Origin of the sequence: Pseudoalteromonas arabiensis (assembly GCF_001550155.1) — a bacterium.
GTDB classification, from domain to species: domain Bacteria; phylum Pseudomonadota; class Gammaproteobacteria; order Enterobacterales; family Alteromonadaceae; genus Pseudoalteromonas; species Pseudoalteromonas arabiensis.
Map to the genome: position 1 here is coordinate 85,990 of NZ_LRUF01000026.1, position 24,301 is coordinate 110,290.

Below are 24,301 nucleotides of genomic sequence, written 5' to 3' on the forward strand. Positions count from 1 at the left end.
GAATAATTATGTCTATGTTTAATATAGGTTTAAGCGGCCTTAAAAGCACTCAAACAGGGTTAGAAGTAACAAGTAATAATATCGCTAACTCATCAACTTCTGGTTATAAAACAGGTAATACAGAATTTGCCGCGGTTTACAATGGTGGTAGTCGTGGTGGTGTACGTGTTTCAGATATCAAAGAAGACTTTGTAACCGGTGGTGATATTGTTAGAACAGGTAACGCACTTGATATTGCAATTGATGGTCAAGGTTTCTTTGCTATCTCTGAAGGTAACCGTATTGCTTATACGCAAGCAGGGCAATTTACCCTAGATAATGAGCTTAATATTGTTAATGCAAATGGGGCAAAGCTGCAAGGTTATGGCGTGAGTGATGCTGATGCGGCTGGCGAAGCTGAGATCATCCCAGGTGTGTTAACGGATCTTAAAGTACAAGGCGCGAACATCCCAGCTGTCGCAACTGATGCAATCGATTTTCATGGCAACTTAAGCTCTGCCAGCGACATTATTTCTTATCCTGTAGCACCGAATAACTTTGATCCTACCGATGGCACACAGTATAACTTTTCGCAGCTAACAGAAGTATTCGATTCGCAAGGTAACAGCCATGTATTGACTCAATACTTCAATCACACAGCTGATAACCAATGGCAAGTAATGTACTTTATGGATGGTTCACCACTACCAGCAAGTGCACTTGGTACCCCCGCAGGGGCTGTGACTGATACTCAGGATGTTGTTGTTGATGGCAATGTTGTCACAGCAGGTGTTGTTAATATTACCTTTGATGCCGACGGTCAAATGCAACCGCTTGATCCTGGCTTTACGCCTCCTGCGCCGCCAGCACAAGAAGATGACAACGTACTTGACCCTTACAATCAACGTGAAATTACCATGTCTTTCCCTGTTGGGGGCGGTGCTGCGCCAATGTCTTTAACGCTGGATATGGCAAAAACAACGCAGTTTGGTACTAATTTTAATATTCTTGAAAATGATGCTAGTGGCTATTCAGCAGGCACTTTCTCAGGTTTATCAGTCGAAGAAGATGGCAAAATTTTCGCCACATTCACTAACGGAGAATCTAAGCTTCAAGGGCAGGTTGTACTTGCTTCGTTTGCAAACACAAATGGTTTAGAAGCGGGTGATAATACGGTTTGGTATGAAACCCGTGACTCTGGTGGTGCCTCATACAGTGAGCCAGACAGCGGCACAGTTGGCGGATTAATCGCAGGTGCGTATGTCGGCTCTAATGTTGATATCAGTGAGCAGTTAGTCGGCTTAATGTCGTTCCAACAGAACTACCAAGCAAATGCGAAAACCATCAGCAGTGCTGATGAAATGATGCAAATTTTATTTAGTAATACTTAAGGTTTCATCTTATGGAAAAGTTAATTTATACCGCTGTCTCAGGGGCTGAACTAAACAATACAGCCTTAAAAGTAACAGCCAATAACTTAGCCAATGTAAGCACTGCAGGTTTTAAGGCTGATTTAGAGCAAGCGCAATCAATGCAAGTTACAGGCAGTGGGTTTCGCACTCGTTATCACGCACAAATGTTGCCTGTCACTACCGATTTATCAGCGGGTCCTATGATGGACACTGGCAGAAAACTGGATGTTGCTCTTAGCGATGGTGGTTTTTTAGAAGTGATTGATGACAATGGCGAACCTGCTTATACGCGCTCTGGTAACCTTGAAATTGATGCGGATGGTTTCTTAACCGTAAATAATCGCCGTGTGCAAAGCAATATCGGTGATATTCAGCTAGGGGATTTTGCAGAGTTAGAAATTGCCCCTGACGGTATCATTAATGTGGTTCCGCTCGGTGGTGGTGTTATCGCTGAAGAAGCACAAATTAAACTTGCTAGTACCGGTGATGAAGGTGCGGTGATGGTTAAAGGGCGTGATGGTTTATTTCGTGCTGAGAACCTTGAGCCGCTAGACATGGACGAAGCTATTCGTTTGCGTACAGGTGTACTGGAAGGGTCGAATGTGAATGCGGTTCAAGAAATGATTAAAACAATGAATATCAGCCGCCAATTTGAAATGAATATCAACATGATGAAAGCAGCTGATGAACTGGCAAACAGTGGCAATAAGCTGGTTAGCGGTCGCGGTTAGGATGTGGAGTGAATAATGAATTCAGCATTATGGGTAAGTAAAACAGGGTTAGCAGCGCAAGATTTGCGTATGACCACAATTTCAAACAACTTAGCGAATGTGAGCACGGCCGGTTTCAAAAAAGACCGTGCCGTATTTGAAGATCTATTCTACCAAGTACAGAAGCAACCAGGCGCACAAGCAGATGACTTGAATCAGTTACCGTCGGGTATTCAGGTGGGAACAGGGGTGCGTATTAATGGTACGCAAAAGCAATTTACTGAAGGAAGCTTTGAGACAAGTAGCAATCAATTAGATGTTGCGATTGCAGGGCAAGGCTTTTTTCAAATTGAAAGCCCAGATGGTGAGTTACTATACACACGTAATGGTCAATTCCAATTAAATTCAGAGTCTTTATTGGTGAATGGTAACGGCTTACCGCTTGCGCAAAATATCGCTCTACCAGAGGGGACAACTAAAGTCACCATCGGTCGCGATGGTACAGTGAGTGCGGTTGTTGATAATGGCGTTGAGCCAATTGAGTTGGGTCAGTTACTAACGGTTAATTTTGCGAACCCTGCTGGTTTAGAGAGCTTAGGTGGTAACCTTTACCGTGAAACAGCAGCCTCAGGTGAAGCTATTGAAGGTGTGCCAGGTGAAGAAGCATTTGGTGAATTACAGCAATTTACCATTGAAGGTTCGAATGTCAGTGTTGTTGATGAAATGGTAAGTATGATTGCGGTACAGCGCGCGTACGAAATGAACGCTAAGGTCGTATCTGCAGCTGACGAAATGTTGCGTTTCATTAATCAGAATGTGTGATTGCTATGATTAAGTTAAGTGCTACTGTTTTATTGGTTATGCTGCTAGCAGGATGCAGCACTACCGATCATGAACAATATGTGCAATGTAAAGTTGTTCATGGTGAACCCAAGTGCCCGATTCAAAAACAATCTAGAGCACGCGAAGACTATGAAGTCGCTAAAGATGCGTATCAAGTAGGCTTAAATTATGAAAACGGTAGCCTTTACAGTGACAGCTATATGTTTTCTCTGTATTCCGATAAACGTGCTTATCGAGTGGGTGACATTTTAACGGTTGTTTTAAATGAGCGTACACAGTCGAGCAAAAGTGCTGATAGTAACTTAGAAAAAAATACTGATGTTGATGTGTCGGTGCCTTTTGCGGGTAACTTGAATGTCGCTGATTTTAATTTAGGAATTGGTTCAAGCACTGAATTTGATGGTGGTAGTAGCGCAAGTCAGCAAAACTTTTTAAGCGGTGCAATCACAGTCCGCGTTATTCATGTGCTGTCAAATGGCACATTAGTGATTAAAGGGCGCAAACAAATTCAGCTAAATCAAGGTGATGAATACATTGAAATGGAAGGTCTCGTTCGCCCAGATGATATTGACGTAGCTAACCGCATTTCATCATTAAGAGTTGCCGAAGCACAAATTAGCTATACAGGTAGCGGCACACTAGCCGATGCATCAAGCCCAGGTTGGTTTACTTCTTTATTTAGCCGTTATTTAAATCCATTTTAGAGCGTAGATATGAAACAGATACTTTTACTATTGCTTGTTCTTAGTAGTTGCTTTACGCCAGTGCAAGCAGAGCCGTCTTCACGCCAGCTTCTTGAGCTGGTTGATGTCTTAGGAGTAAGAGACAATCAGCTTGTAGGTTACGGCTTAGTGGTTGGTCTAGCTGGTTCAGGCGATAAGGCACAAGTAAAGTTTTCTGCGCAATCTTTGAATAATATGCTTAAACAGTTCGGCGTCACAATGGATGAAAGCCGTCTGCCGAAATCAAAGAATATTGCTGCGGTTGCTGTGCATGCAACACTTCCTCCTATGGCCAACCCTGGCCAAGCAATTGATGTAACGGTCAACTCTTTAGGTGATGCCAAAAGCCTTCATGGGGGAAGTTTAATGCTTACTCCTTTAAAGGGCATTGATGGCAAAGTGTATGCGCTGGCACAAGGTAATCTTGTTGTAGGTGGTACTAATGCCAGTGGCCGTAATGGTTCATCTGTCACAGTAAACGTACCCACGTCGGGGATTATTCCTGACGGTGCGATTATTGAACGTAATACGGCTGATATGTTCAAGTTGCAACCTGATGTCATTTTGAATTTAAAAGAACCCAATTACCAAACCGCTCGAAACATTGTTAAAGCGATCAATAAAGTTTTTGGGCCATCGGTTGCAAGTGCTGAAAACTGGGGGCGTTTAAAAGTCAGTGCGCCAATCGACCCTGATAGCCGCAACACTTTTATGTCAATGCTTCAAGATATTCGTGTTGAACAGGGCTCTAAACAGCCTCGTGTTATTTTTAATAGTCGTACTGGTACGGTCGTGATGAACGAGTTGGTAAAAGTGAATCAAGCTGCGGTAAGTCATGGCAACTTGACCATTACGATTACTGAAATGGAAGGGGCTTCACAGCCTAACGCATTTTCGAATGGCAGAACGATGCCATTGCAATCGAGTAATATCGATGTGCAGGAGCAACACAATGGCATGTTACTGATGCCGGCAGGGACTTCGCTGGATGAAATTGTAAAAGCAATTAATGCGCTTGGTGCTACACCGAGTGAGTTAATGTCAATTCTAATTGCGCTCGATAAGGCTGGCGCCTTAGAAGCTGAACTACTCGTGATTTAATAAGGGGTCAATATAGTGACTATTGAGTTAACCAAGCCGGATTTTAATACCTTACAATCGCTTGCTATCGATCCTGGTCAAGTTCAGCAGCTTATAGCTAATAATACGCAAGAGGAAGGAATTCAAAAGGCCGCGGAGCAATTTGAAGCTATTTTCTTACAGTTAGTATTGAAAAACATGCATGCAGCAACCGAGGCCGTGTCATCACAAAATGGCTTTTTTGCAAGTAAAGAGCAACAGCAATTTCGTGATATGTATGATGCCCAAACAGCTCAGGAGCTAGCTGCAAATAACCAGTTAGGTTTAGCTGAGGCTATTGTCCGTCAATTTAGCGAAAAGTTTACACCGGTTGAAAATAAATTTAAGGAAATGGCACAGGTTGTCGCTGAACATAGTAAAGAGGTGAATGAAATTGAGGCAGCGCCTGCGCCTGTTGAGCGTTTAAGTGGCCCTGCATTCGCTCAATCACTTAATATTATTCCGATTAGGTAATTGCTATGTCAATGATAAGTAACGCCATGAGTGGCTTAAATGCGGCTAATGTCGCTATGACGGTTGCAGGTCAAAATGTTGCAAATGCAGCGGTTGATGGCTACTCACGTCAAGCTGCAAGTTTTGCTACGAGCAACTCGCCGTTAGGCGGTGTTTATGTTAATTCAGTCGATCGTATTGTCGATGCATTTTTAAATGATGATATTTGGCGCACGCAGTCTGACTTGTCTTATTATCAAAGCAAGCAAACATATTTAGGTTATGTAGAAGAAATTGTTGGTACAGACTCGTTAAATTTTAATGATGCTGTTGGACAGATAACAAATGCCTTTAATGCTGCGGCAAGTAGCCCTGATTCAAACGCATATAGACAGCAAATTATTTCTTCATCGGAAGGATTGATACAAGATTTAGCACAAATGAATGGTGCGCTTTCGGCACAAATAGATAAGTTGAGCCTAGAGATGACGAACCTAGCAAGTAACACAAGTTCAACAGCTCAACAGATCGCGGACGTGAATCAGAGTATAGTGCAAGCTATAGCAAACAAGCAGCCTACCGCAGAACTCAAAGACAAGCGCGAACAATTAATAACAGAACTATCATCGCAGATAGGCATTGCCATCACTGAACGTGATGATGGCAGCCTTGATATTAGTACCCTAAGTGGCGCGCCTTTAGTTATTGGGACTTCTGCTGCAACAGTGTCAGTTGCGGGAACTGAGGTTAGCACGTCATTAAAGGGGCAATCATTTACACTTAATGACCAAGTCGGTGGTAAGTTTGGTGGCTTAATTAGTGCTGACTCACAGGTTATTCAACCAACACTTGAAAAGCTAAGTGATTTGGTCAAGGACTTTGCCGATGATGTGAATACTGCTTTATCTGAAGGATTTGACTTAAATGGTGATGCTGGTATTCCTTTATTTACTTACAACGTTGCAAATCCTCTATCGTCAATTGAAATTAATCCTGCAATTGCCCCAGAAAAAATAGCGTTAATAGGGGGGGAGTTTGACGCAGGAGGAAATTGGGTTGCAGCAGGCGGGCGTGGCGATAATGCCAATGTCGCCAATATTATTGCGGCAATTCAAAGTAATGATGATGATTTCTCTGTATTGGTTGGGGATTTGGGAATTGCAAGTAAACAAAATCAAAACAGTGCGACAACCTCTGAAGTGTTAAATAGCAATGCGGTACTTGCTCGAGATAGCCGAAGCGGCGTTAATTTAGATGAAGAAGCTGCTAATTTGCTGCATTTTCAACAAATGTACAGCGCTAATGCCAAAGTGATTACTACGGCTGATCAAGTATTCAATACTTTACTAACCATGTTTTAGGAGTGAGTCATGCGTATTAGTAGTCACCAATTTCATCTTAATTCAATTAAAAATATCCAACATAACACTGCAGAATTTAATAAAGCATCGGTTCAATTGTCGACCAATGATCGTATTTCGAAACCATCGGATGACCCTTTAGGTGCTGTAATGCTGCTAAAGCTTGAGAGTGAAATCGAGTCTTTATCGCAATATCAAAGCAACATGGATGCAGTCAATTACGCTTTAGGTCAGCAAGAAGTACAGCTAACAGGCATTGTAAATCAGAGCTACTCATTACAAGAGCTCATTACGACTGCAGCAGATGGTTCAATGGGCACTGAGCAATTAAAAGCACTTGGACAAGAAATGCGGGTGATTTTTCAAGGAATGCTCGATTTAATGAATGCTCAGGATGGCGAAGGGCGTTATTTATTTTCTGGTAGCGAAACTAATAATAAGCCTTTTATTCAAGATGCAGCGGGAGATTACATTTATAACGGTGATGAACGTATTCGCGAAGTGGCAGTGTCACCAGACTCTAACGTATTAACAAATATTATCGGTAGTGATTTAGACCCTAATGCTGATTTTTTAAACGCTATGAAAGATTATTTGGATTTAATTGACAACCCACCTGCTGCGGGTGTTGGTAATGAATCGCGCACCATGATTAATAATTTATCTGATTATTTAGGGCATATTACCGGCGAAATAACAGTGATCGGTGGCACGATGGCATCAATGGATTCGTTGGCAACCAGCAACCAAGACATCAATACGTTTACGACTAACCTGCGTGATGATATTAGTGCAGTTGACTACCCTGAAGCCTATATTCGCATGAACGAATCAATGGCCGCTTATGAGTCTTCGATGCAAGTGTATGCAAATGTTACACAGCTATCATTGTTTTCATATATTAAGTAGTTATTGTTTAAGGAATAATTAATCATGCTTGTTCAAGGTAGCGAGAAGCCAACGCAGATTGAATCAGTTAAGTCGAGCAAAGCATCTGTTGTTGAGCAGCAGAGCCCGGTGTCGGCGAGTGATGTAAAGCAATCAGCTAAACATACAGCTCCTGAACAAGGCCAAGTTGCCGTATTATCTCGATGGGCTAAAAAGGGCCAGTTGAGCCAAGCTATGGCGCAAGTTGAACATCGTGAAATGACCATAAAACAGTTATATTCAGGTCTTGAAAAACTCGCGCAACAGTTAAAATCAATGCCTAGTAGTGCACCGGTTTCTGCTTTACAAAGCCACAGTATGACGCAGCAAATTACTCAACTGCAGCAACAAGCAAGCGCACAAAGTTCAGGTCTAAATTCGCAACTTAAAGTGCAGCAGCCAAATGCTCAAGTTGTGCGTCAGTTAAATAGTAAAGTCGATTTGATATCACAACGTCCGCACGATGAAAGTATTCATTTGCTGCTAGGACGAAGCGGTAAAGCTGTACATTTACAGCTACCGGCTAATCAAAGTGAAGCTGAAAACTTAAATACGATTGCTGAAGCATTCGCCAAGCAGCAAATAAATGTTGAGGTTAACCGCGATAACCGTCTACTGTTCACTACATCCCCTGAGCACAGTGATGCACTTAAAGAAAATTGGGTCATTACCGGCCAGGGAGTACGGGTGGCAGCGGGTAACCCTATTTCACTTCAACTTTCAGAGCTCGCCAGTCCGCTTGATCAACTAGAAGAGTCGGTAAAAAAACAGCAAGATGTTAGCGCACATTTAGATTTTATAAATCGTGCTCAGCGTCAGCTAAAGGCTAATTTATTACAAATCCAAGCCCAGCACCGTGAGCTTACAGCCCAATTACAGCAAATAGAAAAAAGTGCAGATGTCTCTGGTGAGCAAATGACGCAACTTAGCCAATCATTAAAATCAAAAATGCTTACGCCAAATGTTGATAACATTGCTGTGATAACAGCACAAGCAAACATGACCCGTAGCATGGTGAAATACGCTTTAGCTTAAAAGATAAATTAGTTTTTAAATTCGTACAGCGTGCCTTGAAGCACGCTGTTGCGTTTTTAATAACAGGCAGTTTTGAACAGATTTAAAAATAAATGAAAAAAATAGAAAAAAAATTTTAGTTTTTACAATAGGTGGTCGCTCTTAATAAATGAAAGTTAAATAAATAGAATTCACAGGAGAATTTAAAAATGGCTTTATCAATTCAATCAAACATGGCGTCACTTTCTATTCAAAACCAACTTAACCGCAGCAACAACGATCTTTCTGTTGCACTTGAGCGTTTAGGTTCTGGTTTTAAAATTAACTCAGCAAAAGATGATGCTGCGGGTCTGCAAATCGCAACACGTCTTAATGCTCAGGTTCGTGGTCAAGAAGCTGGTCTTTATAACGGTAACAATGCAATGTCTATGATGCAAACAGCTGAAGGCGCGTTTGAAGAAATGACCAATATTGCATACCGCATGAAAGAACTTGCAACGCAAGGTGCAAGTGACACAAATGGTGCAGGTGAGTGGACAGCACAAAGTGCAGAGTACACAGCTCTTGCAGCAGAGCTAACTAACATCATGGATAACACGTCGTTTGGTGACGGTACAACACTACTTGATGCAGCGGGTAAATTTGGTGCTGGTCAAGTTGATTTCCAAGTAGGTGCAAGTGCAGCAGAAACACTCGGTGTGGATATCTCAACTGAGCTTGGCAACGTAACTACTGCAATTGGTAACGCAGCAGCGTTTACTGATGTTGCAACAGCTCAAGCTCAAATCGCATTTGTTGACACTATCATTGATGAGATTGGTACAGCGCGTTCTGGTTTAGGTGCAACAATGAACCGCCTTGAGCACACAATGAACAACGTTACAAACATGAAAGAGAACACGCAAGCTTCTGCGGGTCAATTAATGGATGCTGATTTTGCACAAGAAACGTCAAACATGACTAAGCAACAGCTACTTATGAATTCTGGTATTTCAGTACTAAGTACAGCAAACAGCACAACACAAATGATTGGTTCACTATTACGTTAATCTAATCATTATAATAAGCACCGCCAATTAAGCGGTGCTTTGCAATAACGAAAGCGCTTTTTTGTAAAGTGCTTTCGTTATCGTTAATTGGAGAGCCAATATGACATCAGCGCTAAGCATTGATCCCGCTAATTTAGCGAGTCAATACACGCAAATTGAGCGACAAGCAAAAGATCAGATTTTATCTACGCAATATGCAAAATATAATAATCAAATTAAAGCATTTACTCAGCTTAAGAATGATTTATCAGATTTTTTTGATGCATTAGAAGATTACCAAGACCCTGATACAGGTTTGCTTACTAATACAGCGTCTGTTAGTAGCGAAACAAATATGAATGTGACAGCCTCAGCTGATGCAGTCAGCGGTGACTACGATATTTTTGTTGAGCAGTTAGCACAAGCACACCAGATAGCATTAAGTTTTGATCCAAGCCAACCCTTATCGACCGATGGCGAATTGGCTGTTAGCCTTGGCACGGACAGCTTCTCTGTTGACTTAGCGGGTTTGCCTGCGGGGGCAACGCTTACTGACTTGGCCAGTGCAATCAACAATCATGCTGACAATAGTGGCGTAAAAGCGACGTTGATGCGCTCAGGGAGTGAAACATTTTTAGTGCTGACCAGTGAAGAGTCTGGTGTTGCAAATACTGTATCAACAACATTTACACCCGGTGCAGACGCAAATGGTGCAAATATTAGTAATGCCATTGCATCACAGCAAGAACTAACCAGTGCGCAAGATGCTATTGTAAAGCTAGGTGCAAATTCAAATATTACGGTGACCTCAACCAGTAACCAACTAGATAATGTTATTGATGGTGTGAGTATTAACCTTACTCAAGCCCAGCAGGCTGGAGAGACACCCATTAAAGTGTCTGTTGCACAAGATAATGAGAAAAGCGTTGAGAATATTCAGCAATTTGTTGATAAATTCAATACATTATTAAGCTCAATAAACGATAACGATGCATTAAAAAGAGATGTTATGGCATCGGGAATAGGGCGTTCATTACGCAATGACTTTCAAGGTGAATTTGCAGGGAAAACCTTATTTTCCATTGGTATTGAATTTGACCGTTATGGCAAGCTATCTATTGATAAAGGTAAGTTAGAAGATGCAATTGCCACTCAACCTGAGCAACTAACACACATGTTAACAGGTGCTGATGGTTTGATGGCGAAACTCGAGCAGCGTGTTGAGCCATACACAAAAAGCTATGGCTTAATTAATGATAAGAAAAATACTCTGCAAGCGAGTTTAAACCTAGTGACAGATAAACAACAGCGCCATGAATATTCTATGGAGCAGGTTTACAACCGCTACTTATCACAATTTACGCAAATGCAAATAACGATTTCTAAATTAGAGTCATCAATGGGACAATTTTAAGGGGATTAATTATGTATGATTTAAATGATGGCTTTTCAGCTTATAAAAATACTTCAGTAGAAAGCCGTGCGGCTGGCGCTGATATTCATAAGTTAGTTTTAATGTTATTCGATGGGTTTTTAGATGAACTTGAGCGGGTAGCTGGTCATATACAGCAAAAGCGTTTTGATAAAAAAGCTCAGGGCATCGAAAAAATGATGCGTATTCTTGGTGGTTTAGATGCCTCTTTAGATACAGAAAAAGGCGGCGAAGTCGTTGTTAATATGCAGCAGCTTTATGAGTACTGTGGTGGTGCTTTAATGACTGCAAGTCTTCAAAATGATTTATCTGCATTGTCATCTGTACGTGAAGTTATGCAAAACCTACAGCAGGGCTGGGCAGGATTAGGCTCTCAAGCTGCTTAATCACACCTTATTTATAAGTAATGTTATTTGTTCTGAATCCAAAGCCAGCACTTTTAGCTGGCTTTTTTTGTAACTCAACAAACGCTTAAGTTCCTCTTTACTTCCTACCTTTCCGATAAGCGGAAATTAAACTTCCGTTCAGCATTTTGTAAATTAATTTTTCCTTTATATATCAATACCTTGTGTTTTGGAATGCTTTTTGCTCGTTAAGCTGGTGTTAATGCAGCTCTGAATTGTTTACGGCTGCTCGCTTTAATTGAAATGATCATGATGAATAAACAGCAAACAGACCAGAAAATTCAAACCCTATTGCAAGCTATGGCGAAAGCGATAGAAGAGCAGCAGTGGCAACATATTCGTCATTTTGATCAGCAATTAATGCAGATCCTTAATGAGGCGAAGTTAGCACCTTGGTATCCAAGTTGGCAGTCTAGAGTGAGTGAGTTGAAAGGTGAATATTCACACTTTCTAGCATTAATTAATGCGCAAAAAAACGAATTACAAACACGTATGCAGCAACATCAAAAAGATCGCGACGGCATTATTGCATACAAACAATTTACTGATGGTGCGCGTTAATGAAAGAATTAATCATACACCCACATGTTTCAGGGAATAGAGCCGGTGCTGAAAAGGTGCAAGCAAACTTTACTGACCCTGAAACAAGCCAATTCGATTTAACCGAACATGAAGAACACGCGCAATCTACTAGTGAGCTTCGCTCTGAGCTTGAGCAAGTAGAGACAGAAAAGCAATTTGAGCTACCGTCTCAATGGCGCTCAGGTGTATATACACAGTTTAAAGCTGAAAATGAGTCAAGCATGTTAGCGCCAGGTATAACTGCATTATCTGAAACATCGCTGCAACAAGGTGCTGAAGCGACAGTTCAAGAACAAATCAATATGGAGCAAGTTGATTCAGCCCTGCCTATTCAACCCGCTTCTCAGGGAGTTACAGAACCACAAGCTTTGGGCTCGCTTCCTGTGCAGGATAGCCTTACTTTAGCTATGCAGACTGCTGCTGAAAATGAAGCTATATCAGAAAAAATACGCGTGAATGAGCAAAGCCCTACTACACAGGGTGAATCAGCCTCGAAAACCTTGCTTGGTGGTTTATCTACTCAGTCGATAGCAAATGCTACAGAGCAGGAACAGTTACAAGTAACGAGTGCTTCGAACGCTAAAGAGTTATTACAGGCTAGCCCTAATAGCGCTCAAGCTATACCGGCAGCTAATCAATTATTAAACAATGAAACTGTTGAGTTAACTAAAAAGCAAGTACCTTTATTTAATGCATCAAGTTTGAATACGGCTATTGTATCACCGAGTAAAGAATACCCACTTAGCAGCCAACAACAGCACATGCCCCCAGTGGCTGAGTTGGAAACGTTGCGCTCAAGTGAAACTAAAGTAGGACCGGCTTTAATGGTGGAAACAAGCCCTACACAGCCCACTAAGGTTAAGACAGCGCTTGAGCAGCCCAATTTTGCGACGACAGAATTAAGTCGTTCATTTTCTTTTTCTTCTGCTGCTAGTTCAGAGCAAGCCACACAGGTGCAGCAGTGGCGGACTGAGTCGTTACCGACAAATAGTAGTGAATGGGGCCAACGCTTACTGAATGTGCTGCATGACAAGGTGCAGTTGCAAATAGGCCAACAGGTTCAACGCGCGCAAATCCGCCTTGATCCTCCCCAGTTAGGCAGTATTGACATAAGTATTAGTGTTGAGGGAGAAAAAACCACAGTACACATTGTTGCGAGTAATCCACAAATACGTGAAGCCATGCAACAAACGCTTGAGCAACTTCGCCAATCACTCACTCATGCCGAGCAAAGTACTGTTGATGTTGATATTAGCGATAAACATCAACAGCACAAACAAACACACGAATTTACACAAGAGCAAGATATTGCAGCTAATCAGTTAAATGATTTGCCTACCTCCGTTGAGCCTAGGCAAGCGCAGCAACAAGATTGGTTGAATAGACTGATATAGAAATGGGAGCGGAACTTTGAAAAAAATACAATTAGCAGTACTTGCTGTCGGATTATTAGCACTTGGTTTTTTTGGTGCAAGCTATTTTCAAGAATCAAAAACAGAGCAAGCCCCAGTGGCCTCTGTTGATAAACCAGACGTTAAATATATGGCAATGGATCGCTTTATTATCAGTGTTGCTGACGATGAATATGCTCGCTATTTAGTGCTTGATTTGAGCCTTGGTTTTGCACCAACCTTACAAAACGAAACAGATGCAGAAACCTTTATGCCAGTACTACGCAATGTGCTTGTAAAAAACTTTGCGAATATGGAGCACGCTACTGTGCGAAGCACATTTACTGATGTAGAGAAAGTTCAAACAGACCTACTTAGTCAGTTTAATAAGGTGTTGGCTAATAAGTCATCGCTTGAATTGGCTGATGTATTAATAACCAATGTTTTCATTCAGTAGAGAACGCGTATGTTAGTTGAACAACAATGGCCATCTTCGGATGAGCAGCAAGCAGGTTTAATGAGTACACATACCGAGGGGGAACTACTCGAACGGTATGCATACTTAGTGAAGCGTGCAGCTTCCCACATGCGAACGCAATTGGGTGTTGTTGTCGACATGGACGATATTCAGCAAATAGGTTTAGTGGCACTGCTTTCGTCAATTCGTCGTTATGGTCGAAATGTCGACGAACAATTTTCGGCATTTGCTTTTAAGCGTATTCGGGGCGCGATGCTAGATGAGTTTCGTCGAATAGATTGGCGAGGACGACAACTAAGACAACAGTCGCATCAATTGCGTGATGCTTCGCGCAAGTTATTGAAGCAACTAGGCAGAGAGCCAAGTGATAGTGAGCTATGCCAAGCATTGGATATTGATTTAGACCAGCTGTTGAAACTGCATTATGCAAGTCAAGCTGAAGCAATTGATAGCCTCGAAGCATTGCTCGGTCACGATGATTCGTTTACTGATGCAGGCAGCCAGTTATCACATACAGAAACGGCTTTAATGCTACAAAAAGCACTCGCCAGCCTACCAGAAAGAAACAAGTTGTTACTGCATCTTTACTACAGCCATGAAATGAACATGAAAGAAATAGCCCTTGCCCTTGATTTAACCGAAGCACGGGTCTGCCAACTACATAAATTGGCAATAGAATCTTTAACAAGAAAACTTCAACAAAGTGAATAACCAACCGGGAAAACAATTATGCAAAGAATATTAGGTTTAGTCGTTGTGCTGGCCGCCGTACTAGGTGGCTTTGCTATTGCTGGTGGTAACTTAGCGAGTATGTGGCAGCCTGCAGAGTTTGTAATCATTTTTGGTGCGGGCTTAGGAGCACTTATTGTTGGTAATTCACGTCATGTTTTAACTGAAATGTTAAGTCAGTTAAAATATCAATTCTTTGGCAATAAAAATCAAAATAACAAAGACTTGTATCATGACTTGCTCATGGTGGTATACACCTTACTTGAACTGGCTCGCCTAAAAGGGATTAAAGAGTTAGATGATCATGTAGAAAACCCTGATACTAGCTCAATTTTTTTAGCCTACCCACAGGTCACAGCCTTTCCTGAGTTAGTAACATTTATTTGTGACAACCTACGCTTATACAGCATGGGAAAAATTAGCCCACATGATTTCGATGCTATGTTAGAGCAAGAGATCTTTTCCATTGAAGAGCAAAAAATGAAGCCGTCAAATGCGTTAGGCGACATTGCCGAAGCAATGCCCGGTTTCGGTATTTTAGCTGCGGTAGGTGGCATTATTATCACGATGCAGCACTTAGATGGACCATTGAGCGAAATTGGCTATCACGTTGCGGCAGCACTGGTGGGAACCTTTGTTGGTATTTTTGGTTGTTACTGCCTATTAGCACCTCTGTCATCGGCTATGCAGCAGTATGTAAAGAAACAAATGACTATGCTTGAGTGTGTTCGAGCTATGTTGGTTGCCCACGCAAAAGGCCATGTAGCTATTGTGGCGACTGACTCTGGTCGAAAACTGATAACACAAGAAAGTAAACCTTCTTTTACCACGATGGAACAGTGGATCAATAACCGAGCAGCTTAAATGAATAATTCTAACCCAGTAATTATTAAACGTGGTCGCCGCTCAGCAAAGAGTGGCAAGCATGGTGGTGCTTGGAAAGTCGCCTTTGCTGATTTCACATTAGCGATGATGGCGTTCTTCATGGTGCTATGGATCATGGCTATTACCAATGAGCAAGAGCGAAAAGATATTGCTCATTATATGCGTACACATTCAATCTTTGATGGTAGCCCCGCATTATTTGAACCAGGCAATAGCCCTTTTCCTGTCGATTTAGGGGGGTCACCTTCCGTTGTTGATCATAAAGCATCAAATCGCTTGCCACCTGATAATCCTCGCCCAGGCATGAGTGAATATTTAAAAGTACCTAAAGGCGATCATGCGCCTTTAGCGGGTAAAGGCGATAAGCTTAATTCAGTGATTGACAGTGAATTTGCAGCATCAAGTGAGCTGAGTTTATTACTAAGTAGCTTTCAAGATTTAGCCAAAGAAGAGCTATTACAGAACAATCTGCAGGTTGAGAAAGTCAGTTCTGGGCTCAGAGTAATTATTCAAGATGACAAAAATCATCAAATGTTTGCGCGTTCAGAGCAAACTATGTCGCCATTTTTTGAAGACTTATTTTTACACTTAGGTGGCCTGTTCAGAAGTATTGAAAACAAAATCATTATTTCGGGTCACAGTGATGCCAGTGCATTCAAAGGAACTCAGTCGAATAACTGGGACTTATCAGGTGCACGTGCATTTCAAGCAAGAAAAATCATGGCAGCAGGTGGGATGCCAACAAACCAAGTTATGCAAGTTAATGCTTTTTCTTCTAATAGACCGATTAATCAAAAAGATAGATTTGCGAGTGAAAATAGACGTGTCGAGATCCTGATTCTGACCAAAAAGGCAGAATCAGAGTTAGAGGCGTTATTCGCTGAGGATAACATCAATAATCCTGTTAAAAAGGCCGCTAGTGCTGCAACAGCAAATCAGCCAGTATTACGCTCGCAGGAGTTATATGAATAAGTCAGAAGAGTCGAAACGAACTCACCCTCGCTGGCCGCTTTGTGAGCAAGATACTCAACTTCCTGCGGCAATGCAACAAGGTGGCATTGCCGTTAAGCTGCATCATTCATGGTTGTTTAACTACTTTATATGCCGTGCTGTGGTTAAAGATATTAGCGTAGGTGGGGCTGGAATGTTGGTGCCTAATGAGCATAAGTTACCGGGCAAGGTCCGTGTAGCATTTAATGATAGTAATGCTTTTATTGGCACAATTCGTTATACGTATCCCGTTACAGAAAAACTGAACTTTGTTGGTATTGAATGGCAAAAGAAAGATGAATTAAGGCGTATAGAGTTAGTTGCTGAGTTACAAAAGCAGGCTAATTACACAACGACTTTATAGCCACACTTTTGGATATTGGAAAATTTTATGAAGCAATTTGTTAAGCCAAAAATAAAGCTCTTCAAGGCTGAACAAGGTAAAGAGTTTAGGCCGTATGCGATCACACAGCAACAACGTCAATACGAAATTGCCCATCAGCGAGCGGGTGAGTTTAGTTTGCATAAAGCCATCGAGTTTGAGTTAGGACAGCTATTTAATGATAGTCAGTTTGCTGTTGATATTAACTTATGTTCACACAGCACCTTGCAAAGCTGGCTGGCTGAAGCGAAACGCGTTTTCTTTAAAAGTTCTGTTTTTGAGCCAATAGACGCTGATGCTTATATCGCATTGGATTACACAAGTGCTCACAGAATGGCTGATTTATGCCTAGGTGGTGATTTAAGCCAAGCTAATAAGGCTGTAGCAGAAGAGCCGCCAGCAGAGTTAACACGCACAGAAAGCCGCATTTGTGCACGGTTATTACAAAAACAAGTTCAGGGTATTCAAGAGCTTATTTTTAAAGAGCGGGCATGCTTACTCGCTGAGCCATGTAGCACTAACAACTTACCGAGCGCGGTCAATTACCTTGCATTTAAAGTACGGTTAATTCTTGATAACGATGTGATCAGCTGGTTCATTTGGTTGCCAGTGGCTTTCTTTAGTCAACCGCAAAGCGAGCATGACGAACAACAAACACACTTATTAAATATGGAAAAAAGCAGCCAATTTTTAGTGAGAGGACATGTTGAAATGGCGCGCAAAAAAGTCACGTTAAGGCAGTTAAAAGCGGCATTAAATGGTGAGGTATTGCCTATTCAACTTAGTGAGCCTGCTTCTTTCAAGTTAGGTAATAAAACCTTCTTTACAGGTCAAATTGTACAACAAGATGCCAGTTTGACTTTCCAAATTACAGATAACACAAATAAAGAGTAAATGAATTATGACTGACAACCTTGATGATGCATTAGCAGGTTTAGAGCTTGATGGCTTAGACAACTTAAGCGCTGAGCCAAGCAATGAGAATGATATGTCTGTATTTGCTGATGTGCCGTTAACTATTACGCTAGAAGTCGCGAGCACAGAATTAACGTTAGGTGAGTTATCACAAGCCAAACACGGCGATGTTTTACGCTTAGACAAAGCCGCAGGTGAGCCGATGGATGTGAAAGTGAACGGTGTATACTTTGCGAAAGCTGAAGTTGTACTGGTTGATGGCCAATATGGCATTAAGTTTATCAGCCAAGATGAGCAAGAAAAGGCGGATAGTTAAGTAATGAATTTACGCAGTGCATTCAACGTCGGGTTTGGTTTACTTATCCTTCTTTTACCAACTTGGTTAAACGCGCAAGAATTAACATTGTTCTCGTTGCAAGACACAGAGCAAGGGCAAGACTATAACGTCAAGCTACAAATTTTGTTAATGATGACGGTGTTGAGTTTAATACCAGCGTTGTTAATGGTACTGACTTCCTTTACTCGGATCATTGTTGTGCTCGCGATTTTGCGCCAAGCAATGGGGCTACAGCAAAGTCCCCCAAATCGTGTCTTAATTGGTATTGCATTGATGCTCACCATGCTTATTATGCGTCCGGTTTGGCAAGATATATATCAAAATGCGTATAAGCCTTTTCAAGCAGAAGAGATGGGATTAGAGCAAGCACTTGCTCGAGCTGAACAGCCTCTACGTGCATTTATGCTTAAGCAAACACGTGAAAGCGAGCTACATCAAGTGCTTTTAATTGCTAATGAGCCCACCAACTTAAAAGCGGATGAAATTCCATTTGAAGTACTTATGCCTGCTTTTGTGCTTAGTGAGCTGACAACCGCTTTTCAAATCGGTTTTATGCTCTTTATTCCCTTCTTGATTATTGATTTAGTGGTTGCCAGCGTATTGATGTCGATGGGTATGATGATGCTATCCCCTTTGATTATCAGCTTACCATTTAAGCTGATGGTGTTCGTACTCGCTGATGGTTGGTCAATGGTGGCAGGAACGCTGGCTGCAACATTCGGAGGGCCAATATGAGTCCTGAGGTGGCCACGCAACTGATTGCCGATGCAGTCTATACCATTATAGAGATGATTTTGGTACTGATAGTACCAGGGCTTATCTTGGGTATTGTGGTGGCAGTTATACAAGGCGCCACCTCTATTCAAGAGCAAACGTTAACCTTTCTACCTCGTATGTTGCTAACACTGTTAATGGTGGTGTTTGCAGGGCATTGGTTAGTGCGCACCTTATTGACGTGGTTTGAAGACCTTAAGTTTATGATCCCAGGGGTTTTTGGTTGAACTCCTTAATTGCTTTAACCAGTAACGACATTGTTAGCTGGATGGGCACCATGTGGTGGCCATTTGTTCGGTTTTCGGCTTTGCTGTGGGCAATGCCAGTATTTGAAAACCCCGCAGTGACTCCACGCGCCCGAATCGCTGTGGCTATGATGCTGGCCTTTTTAGTGGCAGGGCAATTGCCACTCGCTCCAGCGGTTGATATTTTTTCGTTAGATGCTGTCGTGCTGACTGTTGAGCAGATCATTTTTGGTGTCTTAATGGGGCTTGCCTTGCGGTTGTTGTTTGAAGTGATGTCTCTGGTTGGTCTTGTGTTGTCGATGCAAATGGGTTTATCGATGGCTTTGGTAATGGACCCTGGCAGTGGTAATCAGGTTGCATTATTAGGGCAGTTATTCTGGATAATGGCTGCGCTTTTGTTTTTTGCCGCTGACGGTCATTTAATTACGTTGCACGTTATGGTCGAGAGTTTTACTGTTTGGCCTATAGGCAGCAGTATTTATAACTTGGACATTATGGCTGTCGTTAATTTATTTGCTTGGTTATTAGCCTCTACTCTACTACTTGCACTACCTGGCGTGATTGCCATGATGTTAGTCAATCTAACGTTTGGCGTAGCAAGTCGCGCAGCTCCTTCTTTGAATATCTTTGTTTTAGGCTTTCCGATGGCCTTAATAATGGGTTTCTTTTGTGTATTTATGACACTTAGTTACACAGGCAATGCATTTGCTAAATTGACCTACCATGTTTTAACCGTATTTAAAACGGCGATGGGAGGGTGAATGTCAGATAACAGTGCACAAGAAAAAACAGAACAGCCCAGTGAAAAGCGCCTCAAAAAAGCACGTGAAGATGGGCAGGTAGCCCGTTCTAAAGAACTTAATACGGCTATTTTATTGATGGTGAGTGTGGCAGGGCTATTGTTTTTCGCTAATTTATTTTATGACCTATTTATTGGCTTGATGCGCACAAGTATGCAACTGGATCATCGTATTATCGATAATACGAAACTCATGCCAAATGCCATTGCTCAAGCAATACTCGATATGCTGGCAACTTTAGTGCCGTTTTTATTGCTCGCGTTTTGCGCTATGTGGATCACGGGTGTGTTACCTGGTGGGTTTATTTTCTCAAAAAAATTACTCGCACCTAAGTTAAGTAAGCTAAATCCTCTTTCGGGTTTAGGAAGAATGTTTGGTAAACAGGTTTTGACTGAGCTGTTAAAGTCGATGATTAAAATTGCCTTGTTGGCTATTTGCTTATTTAGCTTTTTGACTCAGTTATGGCAGCAGTTAGTAGCCTTACAAAATCAAGACTTGCTGGTGGCTCTAAATCAAGGTATTAGCCTGCTATTTTTAGCTATGATGATCACTGTAACTTTGCTGTTATTTGTAGCTGTGATTGATGTGCCTATTCAGCAAAAACAAATTCTAGATAAAATTAAAATGACCCATCAAGAAGTCAAGGAAGAGCGCAAATCATCCGATGGTAACCCCGAGATCAAAAGCAAAATTAAGCAAATTCAATATCAGCAAGCAAATAGGCGTATCGAAGAGCGGATCCCCACAGCAGACGTGATTGTTACAAATCCAACACACTATGCGGTTGCGATTCGCTATAACGAAGAAAAAGCCAAAGCACCTTATGTTGTCGCTAAAGGCATGGATGAAATGGCACTTAGGATCAGAACATTAGGGCGTCAGCACAATAAAGAAGTTATTGAGTTACCTGCTTTAGCGCGGGCTATCTATTTTTCGACACGCATCGACCAAGAAGTACCTAATGGACTTTATAAAGCGGTTGCTTATGTACTTACTTATGTAATGCAGCTAAAGGCTTACAAGCAAGGGCGAGGTCAAGCGCCAGCGCCATTGCCTGAACTTGAAATTCCAAAAAATTTACAAAAACCATAATGGTGGAGAATGACTTTGAATTGGCGTAGTTTAACCCGACCTTATACTGCTATACCGGTATTGCTGTTAGCTGTTTTATCTATGGTTATTTTGCCATTACCCGCATGGCTACTGGATACCTTATTCACCTTTAATATTGTACTTTCTGTGATCGTGTTATTGGTTGCTGTTTCAAGTTCGAAACCACTCGATTTTTCTGTTTTCCCAACCATTCTGTTGGTTGCAACCTTAATGCGCCTTACCCTAAATATTGCATCGACTAGGGTTGTTTTACTACATGGTCATGAAGGCTCTGATGTGGCAGGGCGAGTCATTCAAGCATTTGGTGAGGTGGTGATTGGTGGCAACTATGTTGTTGGTATCGTCGTATTCATTATTCTGATGGTGATTAACTTTGTCGTAATCACCAAAGGTGGCGAGCGTATCTCTGAAGTTGCAGCACGTTTTACTCTTGATGCAATGCCAGGCAAGCAAATGGCAATTGATGCCGACTTAAATGCGGGACTAATTGGCCCAGAACAAGCTAAAGAACGACGTACTACCGTGGCACAAGAAGCTGATTTCTATGGTTCAATGGATGGTGCTTCTAAATTTGTACGCGGTGATGCAATAGCCGGTCTGATCATCTTAGTGATCAACTTACTGGGTGGTGTCAGCATTGGGGTATTTCAGCATGACTTGAGCATGGCTGAAGCATTTCAACGTTTCGCTCTTTTAACAATTGGTGACGGCTTAGTTGCACAAGTCCCTTCATTATTACTGGCTGTTGCTGCGGCAATTATTGTTACCAGAATGAACGATGAAGGTGACATGAGTGAAGCGGTGGGAAGCCAGTTACTTGCCTCACCAAGAGTGATTCTAACAGCCGCATTAGTCATGCTGGTGTTAGGTATTGTGCCAGGCATGCCAAGCCTTGCGTTTATTGGCTTTGCACTGCCTCTTTTGTATGTTGCTTGGCGACTTTACAAAAAGACACCACAAGGGCAGTTAGAAGAAGCGCAAAGTATTACAGATACAATTGCCCAAGAACAAGCAGCTCTGAGCTGGCAAGATATTCCGCATGTCGATACTTTAAGCGTTGAGCTTGGTTTTCGTTTAGTTTATTTGGCCGATAAGGAAAAAGGTGAGGAGCTAGCAAAAACAATACGTGGTATGCGTAAAAGCTTATCTGAACAACTTGGTTTCTTGTTACCTGAAATCAGAGTTAAAGATAATCTCAATCTTAATCCTCAAGAATATAAAATCAAACTAGCAGGAGTGGCCGTTGCGTCTGCTCAACTGAATGCCAAGCAGCTACTAGCTTTAAACACCGGCGATACTTACGGCCAGTTAGATGGTGAACTAACGACGGACCCAGCTTATGGTTTGGAAGCTGTGTGGGTTGATGAGCAAAATAAAGCCAAGGCACTGAATATGGGTTATTCAGTTGTCGACTTAGCCACGGTAATCGCAACGCATATGGGCAAAGTGATAAAAGAGCATTTAGATGAGCTGTTTAGTTATGAAGATATTCAAAACTTACACGAGAGATTAAAGACTGTATCACCTAGTTTGGCTGATGCGCTTGAAAAGTCTTTACCAATTAACCTGCAACTAAAAGTGATGAGAATGCTACTTAAGGAGCATGTCGCGATTGGTGATATCGTGACTATTGCAGGCACTTTAGTTGACAGTATCGAAGTCACAAAAGACCCTATTCTACTTGCTGCCGATGTACGCTGTGCACTAAAACGTGTGTTAGTAAAACAAGTGATGGGCAATCGTGACGAATTAGCTGCTTATAGCTTAGATGAAAAACTAGAGCAAACGATGCAAAGTTCGTTAGAACAAGCCATGCAAGCAGGGAAGGTAGCATTAGATAGTTTTGCTGTAGATCCTAATTTACTTGGCCAGTTCCAACGAGCCATGCCTGTGATTACTGATGAAATGAAATCTCAAGGTGTTAACCCTGTGTTGATTGTTATTCCGCAGCTAAGACCTTTACTGGCGCGCTATGCACGTTCATTTACGAAGGGAGGTTTATCAGTGCTTTCTTATAATGAAGTGCCTGATAATATTAAAGTTAGTATCGTTGGCTCTTTAGGATAGTGTAAGCGGTATGAATTTAATATGAATAAATACCCATAATGTTGCTTTTTGGTTTTTTTTATCTATAATCATTAAGAATTAGGTACTTGTTAACTGTTTTATAATAACAGTTACTTAGTTGGAAACACTAAGACAATTAAATGGCAAACTACACCGAAAGGGTAGGACGCAAAGCTTCCAGTCTAAAACCGCAAGGTCATGATAGTGGGGTTACATTAACTTAGCGGCACGTCTATTCGCCTCTTCAGGCAATTTGTTCCGCTTATTATATACGTTAAAGCCCTTAATTGGGCTGTTTATGATAATTGGAATACGAATGAACAACTCATATCAGCTTGTTAAGGCAACTTTTTTAATTGTTGTAGGCATTATAACTGCTTCTGCATTGCCTGTGAAAGCTGAACGCGTAATTACCCAAAATTATGAGCAGGCAACATGGTATGTCAGTGGCGATGCTTTTTATTGCCAACTTAGCCAAAAATTAGATAGTTATGCGCAATTATCGATTATTAGCGAGCCTGCAGAGCCACAGCACCTAGATTTTAAGTGGTTGTTAACCGAACGTGATATCACGGATGTACAAGTATTTGCCCGTACAGCGGATTGGCAAAACAAGCAAGCAATCGCCCCTTCTATACAATTCTTTTCAGCCAATATTGAGCAGCAACAGGTTACGTTTAAACAAGGTGTTGCACCTCTTTTAAGCGCCATTAAGCAAGGCTACTGGTTAGATACAATCGTCGGGTTTGGCGATGAGCAACTGAGACTGACCTTTCCTACAACTCATAGTGATAACGCGATTGATAAATACCAGCAATGCCGTGAAAAATTAGCACCTTTATCTTGGCGACAAGCGAGAGATTATGAAATTAATTTTGACTCAGGAGAGCGTGTTGTTAAACGTGCCGCAGACCTGAGTTATTTAGAGAAACTAGTTCGTTATATTCAACTCGATCCTAAAGTTAAGAAAGTCATGATTGATGGACATACAGATAATGTAGGTTCTCCACTTGCCAATCGTTTGTTATCGAAAGAAAGAGCCGATGATGTGGCATCCCGACTTATTGAGTACGGGATCGATGCAAAGTTAATTGAGATCAGGGCTCACGGAGGACGCTATCCCGTGGCAAGCAATTCAGATTCGAACGGTCAGTCTTCAAATAGGCGCGTCTTAATTCGTCTATTTCGTCAAAAAAGCTAAGGTGTGAG

General features: G+C 41.7%; 27 protein-coding genes and 1 riboswitch. All 27 genes read left to right on the forward strand.

Annotated elements, in window-relative coordinates; genetic code table 11:
* The first annotated feature begins 8 nt into the window (after window positions 1-8).
* A complete protein-coding gene (locus tag PAARA_RS17545; RefSeq protein ID WP_062570293.1) occupies window positions 9-1,370 on the forward strand; it encodes a flagellar hook protein FlgE in 1,362 nt (453 codons plus the stop codon).
* An 11-nt stretch (window positions 1,371-1,381) separates the two neighbouring features.
* Window positions 1,382-2,122 carry a flagellar basal body rod protein FlgF gene (locus tag PAARA_RS17550; protein ID WP_062570294.1) on the forward strand — a complete coding sequence of 247 codons (741 nt, stop codon included), beginning with the start codon at window positions 1,382-1,384 and terminating at the stop codon, window positions 2,120-2,122.
* Between the two features lie 15 nt (window positions 2,123-2,137).
* The gene (flgG, locus tag PAARA_RS17555) at window positions 2,138-2,923 is read left to right on the forward strand and encodes a flagellar basal-body rod protein FlgG (RefSeq protein WP_062570295.1); all 786 of its coding nucleotides are present in this window, start codon (window positions 2,138-2,140) and stop codon (window positions 2,921-2,923) included.
* Between the two features lie 5 nt (window positions 2,924-2,928).
* Window positions 2,929-3,648 carry a flagellar basal body L-ring protein FlgH gene (locus PAARA_RS17560; protein ID WP_062570786.1) on the forward strand — a complete coding sequence of 240 codons (720 nt, stop codon included), beginning with the start codon at window positions 2,929-2,931 and terminating at the stop codon, window positions 3,646-3,648.
* Between the two features lie 9 nt (window positions 3,649-3,657).
* Complete coding sequence (locus PAARA_RS17565) at window positions 3,658-4,767, forward strand: flagellar basal body P-ring protein FlgI (protein ID WP_062570296.1); 1,110 nt, start codon at window positions 3,658-3,660, stop codon at window positions 4,765-4,767.
* A 15-nt stretch (window positions 4,768-4,782) separates the two neighbouring features.
* Window positions 4,783-5,259: a rod-binding protein gene (locus PAARA_RS17570; RefSeq protein WP_062570297.1), complete on the forward strand. Its 477-nt coding sequence runs from the start codon at window positions 4,783-4,785 to the stop codon at window positions 5,257-5,259.
* A gap of 5 nt (window positions 5,260-5,264) precedes the next feature.
* Complete coding sequence (gene flgK, locus PAARA_RS17575; RefSeq protein WP_062570298.1) at window positions 5,265-6,599, forward strand: flagellar hook-associated protein FlgK; 1,335 nt, start codon at window positions 5,265-5,267, stop codon at window positions 6,597-6,599.
* Window positions 6,600-6,608: 9 nt separating this feature from the next.
* Window positions 6,609-7,508, forward strand: a complete 900-nt coding sequence (gene flgL, locus PAARA_RS17580; protein WP_062570299.1) for a flagellar hook-associated protein FlgL — start codon at window positions 6,609-6,611, stop codon at window positions 7,506-7,508.
* Window positions 7,509-7,532: 24 nt separating this feature from the next.
* Complete coding sequence (locus PAARA_RS17585; protein WP_062570300.1) at window positions 7,533-8,561, forward strand: hypothetical protein; 1,029 nt, start codon at window positions 7,533-7,535, stop codon at window positions 8,559-8,561.
* Window positions 8,562-8,749: 188 nt separating this feature from the next.
* Entirely contained in the window at window positions 8,750-9,589 is an 840-nt protein-coding gene (locus PAARA_RS17590; protein ID WP_062570301.1) for a flagellin N-terminal helical domain-containing protein, read from the forward strand.
* A gap of 100 nt (window positions 9,590-9,689) precedes the next feature.
* Entirely contained in the window at window positions 9,690-10,982 is a 1,293-nt protein-coding gene (gene fliD, locus PAARA_RS17595; RefSeq protein ID WP_062570302.1) for a flagellar filament capping protein FliD, read from the forward strand.
* Between the two features lie 11 nt (window positions 10,983-10,993).
* Window positions 10,994-11,386, forward strand: a complete 393-nt coding sequence (fliS, locus tag PAARA_RS17600; RefSeq protein ID WP_062570303.1) for a flagellar export chaperone FliS — start codon at window positions 10,994-10,996, stop codon at window positions 11,384-11,386.
* A 267-nt stretch (window positions 11,387-11,653) separates the two neighbouring features.
* Window positions 11,654-11,965 carry a hypothetical protein gene (locus PAARA_RS17605; protein ID WP_130151052.1) on the forward strand — a complete coding sequence of 104 codons (312 nt, stop codon included), beginning with the start codon at window positions 11,654-11,656 and terminating at the stop codon, window positions 11,963-11,965.
* The gene (locus PAARA_RS17610; RefSeq protein ID WP_062570305.1) at window positions 11,965-13,380 is read left to right on the forward strand and encodes a flagellar hook-length control protein FliK; all 1,416 of its coding nucleotides are present in this window, start codon (window positions 11,965-11,967) and stop codon (window positions 13,378-13,380) included. The genes PAARA_RS17605 and PAARA_RS17610 overlap by 1 nt, the downstream gene beginning before the upstream one ends.
* Before the next feature lie 16 nt (window positions 13,381-13,396).
* Window positions 13,397-13,834, forward strand: a complete 438-nt coding sequence (locus PAARA_RS17615; RefSeq protein ID WP_062570306.1) for a flagellar basal body-associated FliL family protein — start codon at window positions 13,397-13,399, stop codon at window positions 13,832-13,834.
* Between the two features lie 9 nt (window positions 13,835-13,843).
* On the forward strand, window positions 13,844-14,566 hold the full coding sequence (locus PAARA_RS17620; protein ID WP_062570307.1) for a FliA/WhiG family RNA polymerase sigma factor: 723 nt from the start codon (window positions 13,844-13,846) through the stop codon (window positions 14,564-14,566).
* Window positions 14,567-14,584: 18 nt separating this feature from the next.
* Complete coding sequence (gene motA, locus PAARA_RS17625) at window positions 14,585-15,448, forward strand: flagellar motor stator protein MotA (protein WP_062570308.1); 864 nt, start codon at window positions 14,585-14,587, stop codon at window positions 15,446-15,448.
* Window positions 15,449-16,441, forward strand: a complete 993-nt coding sequence (locus PAARA_RS17630) for a flagellar motor protein MotB (RefSeq protein WP_062570309.1) — start codon at window positions 15,449-15,451, stop codon at window positions 16,439-16,441. It begins immediately after the preceding gene.
* A complete protein-coding gene (locus tag PAARA_RS17635) occupies window positions 16,434-16,823 on the forward strand; it encodes a PilZ domain-containing protein (RefSeq protein ID WP_062570310.1) in 390 nt (129 codons plus the stop codon). The genes PAARA_RS17630 and PAARA_RS17635 overlap by 8 nt, the downstream gene beginning before the upstream one ends.
* Window positions 16,824-16,850: 27 nt before the next feature.
* Window positions 16,851-17,735: a FliM/FliN family flagellar motor C-terminal domain-containing protein gene (locus PAARA_RS17640; RefSeq protein WP_062570311.1), complete on the forward strand. Its 885-nt coding sequence runs from the start codon at window positions 16,851-16,853 to the stop codon at window positions 17,733-17,735.
* 7 nt (window positions 17,736-17,742) lie between these two features.
* Window positions 17,743-18,072 carry a FliM/FliN family flagellar motor switch protein gene (locus tag PAARA_RS17645; protein WP_062570312.1) on the forward strand — a complete coding sequence of 110 codons (330 nt, stop codon included), beginning with the start codon at window positions 17,743-17,745 and terminating at the stop codon, window positions 18,070-18,072.
* 3 nt (window positions 18,073-18,075) lie between these two features.
* Entirely contained in the window at window positions 18,076-18,828 is a 753-nt protein-coding gene (gene fliP / locus PAARA_RS17650) for a flagellar type III secretion system pore protein FliP (RefSeq protein WP_062570313.1), read from the forward strand.
* Window positions 18,825-19,094: a flagellar biosynthetic protein FliQ gene (locus PAARA_RS17655; RefSeq protein ID WP_062570314.1), complete on the forward strand. Its 270-nt coding sequence runs from the start codon at window positions 18,825-18,827 to the stop codon at window positions 19,092-19,094. The genes fliP and PAARA_RS17655 overlap by 4 nt, the downstream gene beginning before the upstream one ends.
* The gene (gene fliR / locus PAARA_RS17660; protein ID WP_062570315.1) at window positions 19,091-19,873 is read left to right on the forward strand and encodes a flagellar biosynthetic protein FliR; all 783 of its coding nucleotides are present in this window, start codon (window positions 19,091-19,093) and stop codon (window positions 19,871-19,873) included. Before PAARA_RS17655 ends, fliR begins: the two co-directional genes overlap by 4 nt.
* On the forward strand, window positions 19,874-21,004 hold the full coding sequence (gene flhB, locus PAARA_RS17665; RefSeq protein ID WP_062570316.1) for a flagellar biosynthesis protein FlhB: 1,131 nt from the start codon (window positions 19,874-19,876) through the stop codon (window positions 21,002-21,004).
* Between the two features lie 15 nt (window positions 21,005-21,019).
* Window positions 21,020-23,092, forward strand: a complete 2,073-nt coding sequence (gene flhA, locus PAARA_RS17670) for a flagellar biosynthesis protein FlhA (protein ID WP_062570787.1) — start codon at window positions 21,020-21,022, stop codon at window positions 23,090-23,092.
* 132 nt (window positions 23,093-23,224) lie between these two features.
* A riboswitch (cyclic di-GMP riboswitch) is annotated at window positions 23,225-23,310 on the forward strand.
* Between the two features lie 98 nt (window positions 23,311-23,408).
* Window positions 23,409-24,293, forward strand: a complete 885-nt coding sequence (locus tag PAARA_RS17675) for a MotY family protein (RefSeq protein ID WP_062570788.1) — start codon at window positions 23,409-23,411, stop codon at window positions 24,291-24,293.
* Window positions 24,294-24,301 lie beyond the last annotated feature (8 nt).